The sequence below is a fragment of the Shewanella mytili genome (assembly GCF_046765975.1).
In the GTDB taxonomy this organism is placed as follows: domain Bacteria; phylum Pseudomonadota; class Gammaproteobacteria; order Enterobacterales; family Shewanellaceae; genus Shewanella; species Shewanella mytili.
Genome location: NZ_JBKOUD010000008.1, coordinates 102,063 through 115,467 on the forward strand (window position 1 = coordinate 102,063; position 13,405 = coordinate 115,467).

Annotated in this window: 15 protein-coding genes; 12 read left to right on the forward strand and 3 right to left on the reverse strand. The window is 51.3% G+C overall.

Going from position 1 to position 13,405, the window contains the following annotated elements; translation table 11 throughout:
• Window positions 1-32: 32 nt before the first annotated feature.
• Entirely contained in the window at window positions 33-755 is a 723-nt protein-coding gene (locus tag ACIDEJ_RS09605) for a hypothetical protein (protein ID WP_411987850.1), read from the reverse strand.
• 232 nt (window positions 756-987) lie between these two features.
• Between ACIDEJ_RS09605 and ACIDEJ_RS09610 the strand changes: the two genes are divergently transcribed.
• The 11 genes from ACIDEJ_RS09610 to ACIDEJ_RS09660 all read left to right on the forward strand — a co-directional run bounded on the left by ACIDEJ_RS09610 (window position 988) and on the right by ACIDEJ_RS09660 (window position 11,280).
• Window positions 988-1,347, forward strand: coding sequence for a DsrE/DsrF/TusD sulfur relay family protein (locus tag ACIDEJ_RS09610; RefSeq protein ID WP_411987851.1), 360 nt, complete (start codon window positions 988-990; stop codon window positions 1,345-1,347).
• A gap of 136 nt (window positions 1,348-1,483) precedes the next feature.
• Entirely contained in the window at window positions 1,484-1,864 is a 381-nt protein-coding gene (locus ACIDEJ_RS09615; RefSeq protein ID WP_411987852.1) for a nitrous oxide-stimulated promoter family protein, read from the forward strand.
• 161 nt (window positions 1,865-2,025) lie between these two features.
• A complete protein-coding gene (locus ACIDEJ_RS09620) occupies window positions 2,026-2,604 on the forward strand; it encodes a YSC84-related protein (RefSeq protein WP_411987853.1) in 579 nt (192 codons plus the stop codon).
• 496 nt (window positions 2,605-3,100) lie between these two features.
• Complete coding sequence (locus ACIDEJ_RS09625; RefSeq protein ID WP_411987854.1) at window positions 3,101-4,063, forward strand: LysR family transcriptional regulator; 963 nt, start codon at window positions 3,101-3,103, stop codon at window positions 4,061-4,063.
• A 32-nt stretch (window positions 4,064-4,095) separates the two neighbouring features.
• Window positions 4,096-4,263, forward strand: a complete 168-nt coding sequence (locus ACIDEJ_RS09630) for a hypothetical protein (protein WP_411987855.1) — start codon at window positions 4,096-4,098, stop codon at window positions 4,261-4,263.
• A gap of 9 nt (window positions 4,264-4,272) precedes the next feature.
• Complete coding sequence (locus ACIDEJ_RS09635; RefSeq protein WP_411987856.1) at window positions 4,273-5,715, forward strand: disulfide bond formation protein B; 1,443 nt, start codon at window positions 4,273-4,275, stop codon at window positions 5,713-5,715.
• A gap of 116 nt (window positions 5,716-5,831) precedes the next feature.
• Window positions 5,832-8,036, forward strand: a complete 2,205-nt coding sequence (locus tag ACIDEJ_RS09640; RefSeq protein WP_411987857.1) for a molybdopterin-containing oxidoreductase family protein — start codon at window positions 5,832-5,834, stop codon at window positions 8,034-8,036.
• Window positions 8,037-8,047: 11 nt separating this feature from the next.
• Entirely contained in the window at window positions 8,048-8,596 is a 549-nt protein-coding gene (locus ACIDEJ_RS09645) for a 4Fe-4S dicluster domain-containing protein (RefSeq protein ID WP_411987858.1), read from the forward strand.
• Window positions 8,593-9,225, forward strand: a complete 633-nt coding sequence (locus tag ACIDEJ_RS09650) for a TorD/DmsD family molecular chaperone (RefSeq protein ID WP_411987859.1) — start codon at window positions 8,593-8,595, stop codon at window positions 9,223-9,225. The genes ACIDEJ_RS09645 and ACIDEJ_RS09650 overlap by 4 nt, the downstream gene beginning before the upstream one ends.
• A 9-nt stretch (window positions 9,226-9,234) precedes the next feature.
• Window positions 9,235-10,197, forward strand: coding sequence for a formate dehydrogenase subunit gamma (locus ACIDEJ_RS09655; RefSeq protein WP_411987860.1), 963 nt, complete (start codon window positions 9,235-9,237; stop codon window positions 10,195-10,197).
• 93 nt (window positions 10,198-10,290) lie between these two features.
• Window positions 10,291-11,280, forward strand: a complete 990-nt coding sequence (locus ACIDEJ_RS09660) for a porin (RefSeq protein WP_411987861.1) — start codon at window positions 10,291-10,293, stop codon at window positions 11,278-11,280.
• Between the two features lie 58 nt (window positions 11,281-11,338).
• Here the strand turns inward: ACIDEJ_RS09660 and ACIDEJ_RS09665 are convergent, their stop codons facing one another.
• Together ACIDEJ_RS09665 and ACIDEJ_RS09670 are read right to left on the reverse strand one after the other, a co-directional pair.
• The gene (locus ACIDEJ_RS09665) at window positions 11,339-11,674 is read right to left on the reverse strand and encodes a YkvA family protein (protein WP_411987862.1); all 336 of its coding nucleotides are present in this window, start codon (window positions 11,672-11,674) and stop codon (window positions 11,339-11,341) included.
• Between the two features lie 40 nt (window positions 11,675-11,714).
• Entirely contained in the window at window positions 11,715-12,401 is a 687-nt protein-coding gene (locus tag ACIDEJ_RS09670) for a TetR/AcrR family transcriptional regulator (protein ID WP_411987863.1), read from the reverse strand.
• 107 nt (window positions 12,402-12,508) lie between these two features.
• On the opposite strand from ACIDEJ_RS09670, the gene ACIDEJ_RS09675 reads away from it, so the two are divergent.
• Entirely contained in the window at window positions 12,509-13,393 is an 885-nt protein-coding gene (locus ACIDEJ_RS09675; protein WP_411987864.1) for a LysR family transcriptional regulator, read from the forward strand.
• Window positions 13,394-13,405: the final 12 nt, after the last annotated feature.

Consider the following 13,405-nt stretch of genomic DNA (forward strand, 5'->3'; position numbering starts at 1 on the left):
CCCAAGCCTAAGGCACCATAAGCGCCTAACAGTTAACCGCCAGCTTTCAAACGCGCTTTTTCTATACGCTTGATGCGACCTTCAAAGCCGGTCACCGTGCCATCATCCAGCCCATAATCCAATGCCTGCCGGCATAAATCAATGGCCTGCTCGTAATGGCCGCTGTCGCTGCATAAGGTGGAGAGCTGCAAAAAGCCGGTGCCTTTGAGTACAGCTTGGGGGTCTGTGGTCTCGCCCGCCGCTTTGGCACCGGCAAACAGTGACGGATAAGCACTGGCAAACCCTTGCCCCAATTGCAGGTAAGGCGCATTTTTACGCTGCTTGTAACATTCGGCAATCACCGCCAATACGCTGTCGTGGCGCGCTACCGCACCGGTTGCCGCCAAATGCTGGGCCATAGCCCGTTTAAGGGTGACATTGCCCCAGCTGACATCCCGTTCTGGCTCTGACTCTGACTCTGGCTCTGGCTCTGGCTCTGGCTCTGGCTCTGGCTCTGGCTCTGGCTCTGGCTCTGGCTCTGGCTCTGGCTCTGGCTCTGGCTCTGGCTCTGGCTCTGGCTCTGGCTCTGGCTCTGGCTCTGGCAGGTCAGTATCCTTGGCTGTGGAGGTTGCTGCAAAGTCTGCATCCTGTTGGGGTTGGGCTGGTAAAGGATCGCGCTGGGAGCGGGTATTTTCCTTGGCCGCCAACGTCTGCGTCCGGCGGTATAAAAAGACCCCTATACCAATCAGCGCAATGATGGCTATCAATTTCAACATGTTGGTTCACCGTTTCACTGGAAGGATGGCATGATCTGCAAAACACCACGCAAGGTTTGCAAATTCAGTTGTGTTACCCACCATAGATTTAATGTATTCTCCCCGTAAAAATCAAGTATTTAACTTTGCGTATTTGTCCCGTCGGTCCTGAATACTGTGACCTGTATAACGTATTGTGACGAATACGATTATGACTCTGCCCTCTCAATCAAGGCAAACAAGGATATTGATAATGCAAAAAGTGCTAATTGTGGCCCATGAAGGCCCTTATGGTTCAGAAAAACTGTTTAATGCCCTGCGCATGGCGATTGCCATGAAAGAATTTGCAGCCGATGAAGCGGAAATAAAACTGTTTCTGATGTCAGATGCGGTTTTTGGTGCCGTTAAAGGGCAAAAAACCCCTGATCTCAGCTACAACCTGCAGCAAATGCTGGAAATCCTCACCGCCCAGCAAGTGCCATTGTTGTTGTGTAAAACCTGTGCCGAGTCCAGAGGTGTCACCCAGGAAATGCTGATTGACGGCGCCGCCATTGGCACCCTGAGCGAACTCACCCGCTGGACACTGGATGCCGACAAGGTCATGCACATCTGACACCATTACGGCCAGCCTTGCTGAAGATGCAATCAAAGCAGTATTTTGTGCGCATCTTCAAATTATCCCACCCTGCCACTATCACTTTATATAAGTGCTTACTACACTGCCCATATTAGCGGTTACTGGAGTGGGTATGTCATTACTGCAAGGAACATTGGCGACAGAATTTCGCACCATCACCGCGATGGTACGCATCCATTGCCGGGATCATCATCAACCGGATGATCATTGCTGCCCGGACTGCCAGACACTGCTGGAATATGCCCAAACCCGCCTGGACCGATGCCCCTATGGCGAACAAAAAGCTGCTTGCAAACATTGTCCACGCCATTGTTATAAAGCCCAGCCCAAAGCCCAGATCCGGGAAGTAATGCGTTACAGTGGCCCCAGAATGCTGCTGCGCCACCCCATATTGGCTATCCGCCACCTGCAAAATGAGCGCAAAGACTTTCCAACAAAGCCGCCCCTTAACGCCTCCAATCGCGCCAAGCGCCGCCAGCACTCCCCTGAATGATGCTCTCCAACCCCAGATCACCTAACTGAACATTGGCTGACACCCGGTCAAAAAAGCCGCTTTTTTCTGGCACCACGCTGTTATTTTCAGTATTGAACGGTAAGCTAATAGCCAATCGGCAGGATGACTGCCATGCCCATCATCTGGACGGAGGTTCCCCCATGAAAACCTTTAACGCGCTCATTCTGGCAGCGCTGGCACTGGCAAGCTGTCTGGGGCTTAGCCCGCAAGCACAGGCGCAAGACAGCTACAATGACGCGCTGGCCACCTTCCAAAAGGCCAGCGAAACCCACAAGTTTTTTAATCATGCCTATGGCTATGCCATTTTCCCCACCGTTGGCAAAGGGGGAATTGGCATTGGTGCCGCCTATGGCAAGGGACGGGTTTACCGTGGCGGCGTTTATGCGGGGGATTCTTCCCTCACCCAGGTATCCATCGGCTTTCAGCTGGGTGGGCAAGCCTACAGCGAAATCATCTTTTTCAAAGATGCCAAAGCCTATGACGCCTTTACCAGTGGTAGTTTTGAATTTGGCGCCCAGGCTTCAGCCGTTGCCATCAATCTGGGTGCCAATGCCCAAGCCGGCACCACCGGCAATTCTGCCGGTGCCGGACAGCATGGTGGTAATCAAGCTGCCACTGCCGCTTATATCAATGGCATGGCGGTATTCACCGCAGCCAAAGGCGGCTTGATGTTTGAGGCGGCCCTGGCGGGCCAATCGTTTACCTTTGAAGCCAAGTGACGCCCTTCTCACCAACAAAAAAAGCGCTTACAGCGCTTTTTTTGTGCGACTTGTCCGTCAACCGCCACCTTTGACCGGCAATGAGCCCCACATCCCCATCACACAACACCAGTTCCCTGTGACACGCCTACCATATCAACACGCTTGTTTGCGTTATTTCACAAGCTGAAAAGAAACCTGCAGTTATGTCACATAGGCCTAAGAAAAATGGTTTTTCTTTTGCCAAGATTAATTGAAAGACAAAACTGCAGGTTTGCTACATTACCATTCATTAATTTAATCAATTCTTCCATCTTATTAAATTTATTCCCAATATTGGGATAAAGCTTCAAATTATTAAATTTCACCACAGGAAAAACATTTTTTTCATTTGGTAAAATTTAGGAAGCAATTCATGTTTCAAATAATTAACCATTTCTCAATGTGATCTTAATCTAGGCAATGGGCATTTAATATATTCATAGTAATGCCCAATGAATGTGGGGATTCAATTAATATGCAAATCGACAACCTTAATTATAACCAGTTAAAAGTTTTATTGGCTGTTTATAAGCATGGTCAAGGCAGCTTGGCAGCGGCCGAGTTAGGCATAACCAGTTGTACCGTCAGCCGTACATTAAACGCGCTGCGGGATATTTTCATGGACTCTTTATTTGTTCGTAAATCCAACGGGTTAATTCCTACGCAAAAAACCGAGGAGCTAATTCCCCACGCCAAATTGCTCGTGGAACAATACCAATTGCTGGAACGCCAGCATTCGGTGTTTTCCCCAGGACAATCCGGCGGTCATTTTGTTATTCGTGCTTATGACGAATTTGTCTATGCCGTCAACAAGGTCGTAGACACTTACATTCTGCCTGAAGCCCCTAACCTCAGGTTTGACATTCGTACCCTAAGCCACGATTGCAGTAATGAGCTCATCGCCGGCAGCATTGATTTTGTGGTGGTTTATGAAGGTTTTGAAGATACCAGACTCAATTTTGAAATCTTTTCCGAAACAGGTGACATCTACATTCTAGCGAATCGGAACCATGCGATTTTCCACGAAGACATGTCACTGGAACACCTGTCAAGCTACCCGCTGCTGGAGATTGATAACTATAACGATTTGGCCTGTCCATTGTTGGTGAACTTATGTCGCGACAGTGGTCTGCAAATGGATGTTGCTGGCTATACCGACAGTGTTGCTACTGCGATGCAAATTCTTGCGCAGTCCGACAGTATCACGCTGAGTTGTAATCAGTTTACACGTCGATTTGTCGACATGATCCCTGCGATAAGTTATCGCAGATTAACTGATGAAATGATTAACAATATAAAAGAAATCCGTAGCGAACAACGTACGGTTGGAAATTATATTCTTTATGGAAATATAAATAATTCCCCGGCATTCAACTGGGTGAAATCAAAATTAGTTTATGGATTAGAACGAGAATGGCGGCTGGCTTCAGCCACTTAGATATAAGTCACATGTGAAAAACGAGGTATCCAATGGAGTTCACACTTTTTTGTATTGCGGCATTCGCTGCGTATCTGGTTTTTAAAAAACCAGAAAAAGAAGCTTTAGCCGACAAGCTGTTATTTGGCTGTATCGGCATGAGTTTCTTTATTTGGATTATGATGTCCTGGAGCACTTTACTTCCCGTTGGAAATTTCTAAAGAGTAGTTATGAAAGAGCAATTATTCAATAAGTTGGCGTCACTAGCCTCTATTTTCATCATGGCATTGCCTGTGGGTATTGCCTGTTTTATTTTCGGTTTCATTTTCAAGGATAACCCTTGCGCCTTCTGCTGGCAGGAACGTACTGCCATGATTTTGGTGTCACTGACTGCTCTCTACATCGTGCGTTTTGGCCTGAAGCCAAAATACATCGCTGCACTGATTTGGTTGGGGATCTACGGTGCCTTCATGTCATCCGTGCATACCTCCTTCAACCTGGGGAGTGACATCGGCCAGGGCTTCTCACTGAAAATCATGGGTGCACACACCTACACTTGGGCGCTGTTCGTGTTCCTGGTGGTACTGGTGGTGGTTGCCTTGTTGATGCTGACATTGGGCAACAAGTTCCCCAATAACGGTTATGGCAAAAAAGCACTGGATACCTTGCCAAAAGCTGCTTGTATCGTGTTCCTGGTGGTTATCAGCGGTAACATCGTGCAGGCCTTCACCCAGACCGGCCCTATCCCATTCGTCGGTCAGGACAGCCCAGCCCGCGTATCCTTCAATCCCAAGCACATGAGCTGGGAGCTGGATCACTGGCCACAAGGTGCACCTAATGCCCGTGGCGCTTATGCCATCAGCAACCCTGATATCGAAAACTGGCAGTCCACCAGCCCTGTGTTCTCTAACGCACCTAAAGCCAAACTGGTGTCTGAACAGGCGCTGCCAGAAAGCATTCTTGGCCGGGTAACCGCGATTGACTATCAGCCAGAATCTCAGATCTATGCGCTGACCACGACTGAAAACCGCATTTACATTCTCGACAAACAACTGAACATCCTGACCAAGGCACATCTGGATGGCATGTACATGCTGCAGATTGAAACCCTGAACGGCGTGGCATTCACCTCCCAGAATACCCTGCTGATCATGGGCTTCAACAAAGCCTGGGCGGAATTGGTTGTTGACCCTGCCCAGAACTGGGAAATGACACTGAACTACCGTCGTTTCTATGAAAGCGATGATGGCATCGGCGAAACCGCCCGTGGCCAGTTCAGCACCGTTCGCGCCAAAACCAGCTACGTATTGGCACTGGGTTACAGCGCTGAACAGGATCAGTTCGTGACCGTGACTGCTCGCAATGAGCTGAGCGAAACACTGGTAATGTCCCGCTTTGATCACAGCGACATGACCCTGTCTGCAGAAACCAACCTGCAAGGGCTGAGCACGCTGCCACAAATCACCGGCATGAGCGTTCGCGGCGACCACGCGTTGCTGATGAACAACGATGCCAGCGAAGTACTGAAGCTTGACCTGCACTCAGGTGCGGTAAGCCCAATGGTACAGCTGCCAGGCACCACTAACCCACAAGGGTTGCTGCTGCAAGACGGCAAACTGCTGACCGTGAGCCTGATTAACGGCCGCAATCAGCTGCAAACATTTGCAATGTAATGGAGTTTTGCCCCGGAACATCTGGTTCCGGGGCACGCCGGGGAGCCGGCAAAATAAAGGCCTAACGGCCAATAATCATAACGGACCACAAGTCCAAATTATGGTGAGTGATGACTATGAAAATTGATAGACGCACGTTTTTACAGGGGGCTAGTGCCACAGCGGTCTTGTCATCCCTGTCAGGGTTGATTCCCGGTGTGGCTAACGCCAAGCAACCGGGCGCTAACACAGGGCTGCTGGCTAAGCGCAATGGGGAAATCAAATACCACACCTGTGCTCGTAACTGTGCCGACAGATGTCTGCTGAAGTTCCGGGTGCAAGATGGCCGTATGACCTACGTCAGCGGTGCAGAAGAACAGTACAAAACTGGTACTTCTCCCTGCGTGAAAGGCCATACCTATGTGCAATATACCTATGCTGCCGACCGTATCCTGCACCCAATGGAGCGGGTAGGTAAAAAAGGCGAAGGTAAATGGCGCAGAATTACCTGGGATGAGGCCTACAGCAAGATATCCAGAAAGCTGAAAGACATTGTGGACGAATACGGCCCAGAAGCCGTAATGCCGTACTCTTATTCCGGCCATGAAGGCATGATCGGTAAATACGGTGGACCTTGCCGCTTCTTCCACAAACTGGGTGCAACACAACTGGATCGCTTGGTGTGTGTCTTTGCCGCGTATGAAGGGTTGAGATCCGTCACCGGTACCTGGCGCGGGCCAGACCCAGAAGATACCCCAAAAACCAACTGCTACGTGGCATGGGGCCAGAACGAAACCGCCACTAACATTCACAGCATCAAATTTATCCACCAGGCGATGGATAACGGTGCCAAGTTGTTGGTTGTTAACCCAATCCGTACCCCGATTGCCTCTCATGCGCACATCTGGTTACAACCTCGCCCAAGTACCGACACCCATCTGGCTGCCGGTATCATGAAATACATGGTCGAAAAAGACCTGGTTGATCATGACTTTATTGCCAAGTACACCTTGGGTTATGACGAACTGGTTAAGAGCCTGAACGCCATTAGCTACGACGAAATTGAAAAAATTACCGGCGTACCAAGAGCCAAGATGTTTGAATTTGCCCAGGTATACGGCGAATCAAAACTGTCTGTGCTGCGTCTGGGTTACGGCATGCAACGTAACTACAACGGTGCCCGCATGACCCGTGCCATCGCCATGATGCACGCCATCGGCGGTAACTTCGGTCAAGTGGGTAACGGCTTTATCTATGACAACGTTCAGGCTGATGACGGCATGAACTACGCCAAAGGTACAGCATCTCACCTGCGGACCAATGCTGACACCGCTCAGCATGTGAACATGACAGAAATTGCCAAGGCACTGGATCCAACCAATCCAACCGCTTATGGCAAACCAATCAAGCCGATTAAAGCCTTGATTAACTATAACGGTAACTTTGTGGCGGTAGCCCCCGACTCAAATGCCTGTCGCCGCGGTGCCATGCGTGAAGATCTGTTCCTGGTGGTGCACGACTTCCTGATGACAGATACCGCTGAACTGGCCGACATCATTGTGCCTGCCGCCACCCAGTTTGAATCTGACGACTACTGCCCTGACTACAACTGCTACTACCAGCAGATTTGTGAAAAGGTGATTGAGCCTGTAGGCGAGTCCAAAGACAACTGGACCTTCTTCAAGGAACTGGCGCACCACATGGGCTTTAACGATCCTGAGTTCCAGGTGGATCACGAAGGCATCTTGCGTGACTTCCTTGATACTGACGATTTTGCCTATCAGGGCGTGACTTACGAAAAGATTGCCAAAGAGAAATTCGTACGCATGAACGTACCGAAACCTTTCTTTGGTGACGGCAAATACTTCACTGAAAGCGGCAAGATTGAACTCTACTCCGACTACATGAAGAACGCCGGCTTCGACCCTGTGATCGACTTCGGCCTGCCTGAAGACGAAATGATTAAAGAAGAAAGGGAACTGCCGTTCCGCCTGCTTTCTCCTGCAATCCCGCACCGGGCAAACAGCGCGTTCTACAACGTGAAATACATGCGCACCATTCCGGCTTACTTTGCCAAAATCCATCCGGATGATGCCAAGAAATACGGCATCAAGAACAACGACAAAGTACGCCTGCACAACCAACGTGGTGAAGCACACTTTGTGGCAATGGTGACCACTCAGGTGGTACCGGGCACCATCATGGCTCCGAAAAACAACTGGCGCCGTATGGACCCGCTGGGATTGGACAGCTGTACCAATAACCTGACCACCGACAAATTGACTGATATGGGCGGCTGTTCAGCTTACCACTCAACTCGTGTCGGCCTGAGCAAAGCGTGAAGGAGCCTCTAATGGAAAACAAATATCAATACGGGTTCGTGTTCAGACAGGAAAACTGCGTTGGCTGCCAGGCCTGTAGTGTGGCCTGCCAGATCCATAACGAACTGCCTGAAAATGTCCGTTTCCGTAAAGTTGACCGCTATGAAGTGCCAAAAGGCGACGGCATGGTGGATGTGTGGTTAAGCCACTCTTGCATGCATTGCGGAAACCCTGCTTGTCTGATGGTCTGTCCGGCACAGGCATACACCACCCGTCATGACGGTCTGGTGGTACTGGATCGTGAAAAATGTACCGGTTGTGGCTTGTGTGTCAGTGCCTGTCCTTACGATGCAGTAGTGATGGTGGAAGCCGATGGCAAAGCGGCCAAGTGCAATATGTGCATTGAGCTTATTGAACAAGGCAAAAAGCCTGCCTGTGTGGACGGTTGTCCTGTGAACTGCTTGGATGTGGATAACATCTACCAAGTGATGAAACAGAAGAAATCAGCTACCAAACAAGGTGTTGGTTATGGTGACTGTATCACTAAGCCCAACATGGTGATTATCAAGGAGCGGGCATGATGGATGCGGATTTTGGACCTGTTGCCAGCGCTTACCAGGCTTTCAAGGGGATGATGTTTGCCCCTTCCAAGCCGGAGTCATTGCAGTCATTAATCCTTTGGCTGGAGCAGCAACACCCGTGCAGTTCACTGTTGACGGCAGCCCGTCAGTATGCGGACCAACAATTGGAGCTGGAATGTGACTTTAACCGTATGTGCATAGGTCCATACCGCTTGCTGGTACCACCGTATGAGTCTGTCTATCGCACCAGCGGTCGTCAAATCAACACTGATGAGACCGTTGCCGTGGCTGATTTTTACCAAAGGATCGGCTTGGTTCCCCACGGGGGACTGAACGAGCCGGCAGACTTTATCGGTAATGAACTGGAGTTTCTGTTCTGTCTCGAAGCCCTGCGCCATCAAGAGCAAGATGCCGAAGTGGCAGCAGAGCTGGAACAGTGGGCCACCGACTTCATGGCGGCCCATCTGGGACTCTGGTATCAGGAGTTCACGCAGGGGATAGAAACCCATGCCCAGACCGAGTTCTGGCGTTTGTATGCCATTGAACTGCGGGAGTTCCTGACCAGCAGAACCGCGCCATCAATCCCGGAGGATTCCGCTCCGCAAGACAAGCGTCCTGCTGACGCTTAAGGATATGACATGAGACGTTTAATCGGTTTTATCTCTCTGATCCTGGCGGGCATGTTCACTCTGCCCTCCATGGCAGCAGATGAAGAATATCTGCAGCCACAACAATGGCAACCCATTGAGGAACTTCGTCTTCCAGGCGACATTCCTGAATATCGCGGCATGCCTGTGGATCCCGCCTTGCCGGTGATCAACACAGTGGTTAACGAAGGCTACCTGGACACATTAAGCCCTAACACTTACTGGGCTGATCTGCTGACCTATAGCTTTTTTGGCATGATCGTGTTGCTGGCACTGTTTGTCATCATCAACGGTAAAGCCAAACTGTCCCACGGTTTCTCCGGCAAGAAAGTCGATCGCTGGACAGGTACCGACGTGTTTATGCACTGGGTCGGCGCCATCAGCTGCATGCTGCTGATTGCCACTGGCTTGATCATGATTGCCGGTCGCTTCTGGCTGGAACCCAACATGGGCGCCGGTCGCTGGATTGGCTTCATCAGCTCATCAGTAGCACTGCACGACCTGATGGCCTTCCCATTCATCATCGGCTGGGCCGTGATGGTGATTAAATGGGCCGGCAAACAGTTCCCTGCCGCCTGTGATATCGGCTGGTTCAAGGTGCTGGGCGGTTACGTGAACTTTGGTGGCATGAAAGGGAAACACCCTGATGCCGGGTTCGCCAACGCCGGTGAAAAACTGTGGTTCTGGTGCTTCACCATCTTTGGTGCACTGATGGTAGGTTCAGGCTTGGTACTGATGTTCCCATCACTGGTTGAAACCAAAGATGCCTCCAACCTGGCGCTGATCCTGCACCTGGTAAGCGCTGCGGTACTGGGCGCGTTCACCGTGGTACACATCTTCATGGCAACCATCATGTCTGAAGGCGGTCTGGAATGCATGCTTACCGGTAAGTGTGACGAAAACTGGGCCAAACAGCACCACAACCTGTGGTTCAAATCCCTGTCTGGCAAGTAAGCCCGATAGCTGAACTTTCGTTCTCAATATTGTGACTGCCCGAGCCGTAACCACGGCTCCGGGGGTCCTTTTACCTGAAATAAGGTTAAAACGATGAAAAAGACCGCATTAACTATCCTGCTGGGTTGCACCTTGCCACTGGCAGCTCAGGCCGCTGACACCGATTTCACCTCCAGCCTGAAAAACTCCGATTTCAGCCTGTACGGTTCACTGCGTCCTACCCTGGTATACAGTGACTCTGCCAAAGACAGCTGGGATGTGGGCGACGCCCTGTCACGTATCGGCGTAAAAGGCAGCACCGAATTTGCACCCGGCTGGAAAGCCATCGCCCAGGGCGAATGGAAAATCCAACTGAACGACGGTGGCAAATTTGGCGACCCACGCTTGGCCTATGCCGGTGTGGCATCACCTTACGGCCAGGTGACCTTTGGTCGCCAGCGTCCGGTACAGTACACACTGGTAGGCGAATACACCGACATTTTCAACAATGCCAACAGCCCGTTTGCCTACAACCAGGAAAGTCCGTTCTTTGCTGACAACCTGCTGCTGTACAAATTGCAAGTCAACCACTTCACGTTGATGGCCTCTGCAATGATTGACGGCGAAGCCAACAACAGCGGTGCTGAAGCCATCAACACCGGTGTGGGTTTTGACTGGGAAGGGCTGCATCTGGGTCTGACCTATCTGGAAGCTGACAAGTACGAAAACAACGTCAACGTTGGCAAGGATAAAACCACTGCCCTGGCGGCCACATACAGCCTGAAAAACGGCATCTACCTGGCCATGGGGTATCAGGACAAGGACTATGCTGACGATCGTGACGGCTACACACTGGATACTGCCGTTGCCATCCCGCTGGCACAGGACTACAAACTGAAACTCGGTTATTTCCGTTTTGATGACGGGATTGATGATGTGAGCAGTCTGGACTATCAGGGCTTTAACACCACTGTGGAATGGAACCCTGTCAGTAACGTACGGTTACATCTGGAATACCTGCAACAGAACAACGAAAACCGTGAAAACGACAAGAGCATTGCCTTCGGGGTCCGTTACGACTTCGATCTGAACTGGCACTTCTAATCGATTGCACGCCAATGGCCAAGGACGGCCATTTTCGTGGCACCACACTAAACCCCCGCTACTCGCCATCCTCCCCGAACCAGCGTTTCAATGTTTGCGCACAACTGCGGCGCACATCATCATCAATATAAAAGCTCACCATGGCCAGCGCGGCTGCCAACGCCCCTAAATCATCACTGAAGCCCACCAGCGGCGTCAGATCCGGAATGGCATCCATAGGTGAAATAAAATAGGCCAGCGCCCCGAAAATGGCGGTTTTGGCCCAAGCGGGCGTATCTTTGCGCTGGGCGGCGTAATACAGCAACAAGGCGTTTTCCACCACCTCCCGGCCGGCTCGCATGGCAAAGCCCTTGAGCTTATCCCAAAATCCCTGTTCGCTGTATTGCTGCTGCATCTGGCTACTCCGGTAAAAGTTAACGGCACGATAGGTTACATCAGGCGGGCACTTGCTCCAGGGCAAACCGGGTCTGGCTGGCCTTGACCGCTGGCGCCGGGCTTAACTGTTGCAACCAGCGGGCTAGCAGTTTTTTGTCCGGCACCCGCTTATCCGACTGCCCCAGCAGTTGGCTCAGGGCATAACAGTATTGATAGTACAGCTGCACATCTTCGCCATCCACCGCTTCTTCACTGACATTAATCATGGTGCCGCGGATGAAGTCACGCACCAGTGCCCAGCGGTCAAAACCCTTGATTTCGCCCATGCGCCGGATTTGCTGCCGGTTCCACTGCTGATAACGCGCATAAGCTTCATTGAAACTTTGCCGGTAGCGGCTGCTGGCCTGTGCCAGTAAATCACCGTTGGGCATGACCCGTGAAATGACAAAACGCTGACGGGCGGTGACTTCCTGCAAGCGCCAGCAATAATGATACAGGTAATGAAACAGCGGATTATCCCCATAACATGATACCTGCTGGGCATGTTGCCAGAAGTCGTTAAATTCTGCCGCTGCCACGGCCACCGCCAAATCGGACTCATGGGGGAAATGGTTATACACGGTACCCCGGGAAATCTGGCTGATGTCCACCAGATGGGCACGGCACAAATCAAACAGGACGTGCCCCCGCAAATGCGCCTGTGCCACTGACACCAAGTAATCGCACCGCTGTTGCCAGCTGCTCATTGATGGCCTCCGAAATACCGCCTTTCTTCACACTCTCATCATACCAATCTGGGGCGCCATCCCCTATTGAGTAATAATTGCAGCACCATGAGCAACTGCAATATCCCATGCTGAAATTAGAACTTCTTGAAAGTCTGATTGCCGTTGCAGAAACCGGCAATCTGTCAAAAGCGGCAGAACGCCTGTGCCGCACCCAGTCAGCCCTCAGTTTGCAGATTAAAAAGCTGGAAGAGAGCGTAGGCCAGGTACTGCTGCTACGGGACAACAAAGGTGCCAGGCTCACTGACGCCGGTGAAAAATTGCTGAACTATGCCTACAAAATGCTGCAGCTCAGCAGCCAGGCCATGGATGACCTCAAAGAAGACGGGCAGCAAACCATCCGATTGGGCATTCCCACCGATTATGTGAAATGGTATCTGGAAAGCGGCCTTATCGAGTTTATCCGCGAATTTACCTATCTGCAGTTGGTGATTGATACCGATGTTTCCGGCAACCTGTTTCGCCGCCTGCAAAACGGGGAGTTCGACGCCATCATTGCCACCCACTGGCAACCCCAGCCCAACGGCGAATTGCTGTTTGAACGGCGATTTGTCTGGTGTGGGGCCAAACATGGCCAGGCCCATAAACGCCAGACCATTCCGGTGGCACTGTATCCGGAAAACTGCCCCATTCGGGTGCAGGTATTTGCCAATCATAACCTGCTGATGCGGCCGCTTAACGTCCTGCTGACCACGCCTTCACCCCAAGCCATCTGCAGTGCGGTGGAAGATGATTTGGTGATTGCGCCACTGGCGGAATTTCGTGTTACCCACAAGATGCAAATTCTCAACCCGGAGCAGCACGGACTGCCGCTACTGCCCACATTCAATGAGTCGCTGTATGTGAATCCGGCTTCAGAATCCAAAGCCATCGCGCAGCTCAAGGCGCTGCTCAAAGCCAATCTTTCCCGGTTGTCGCTGCAACACGTAAAAGGCAGTGCCCAGCCTAGCTGAACACTGCCATGA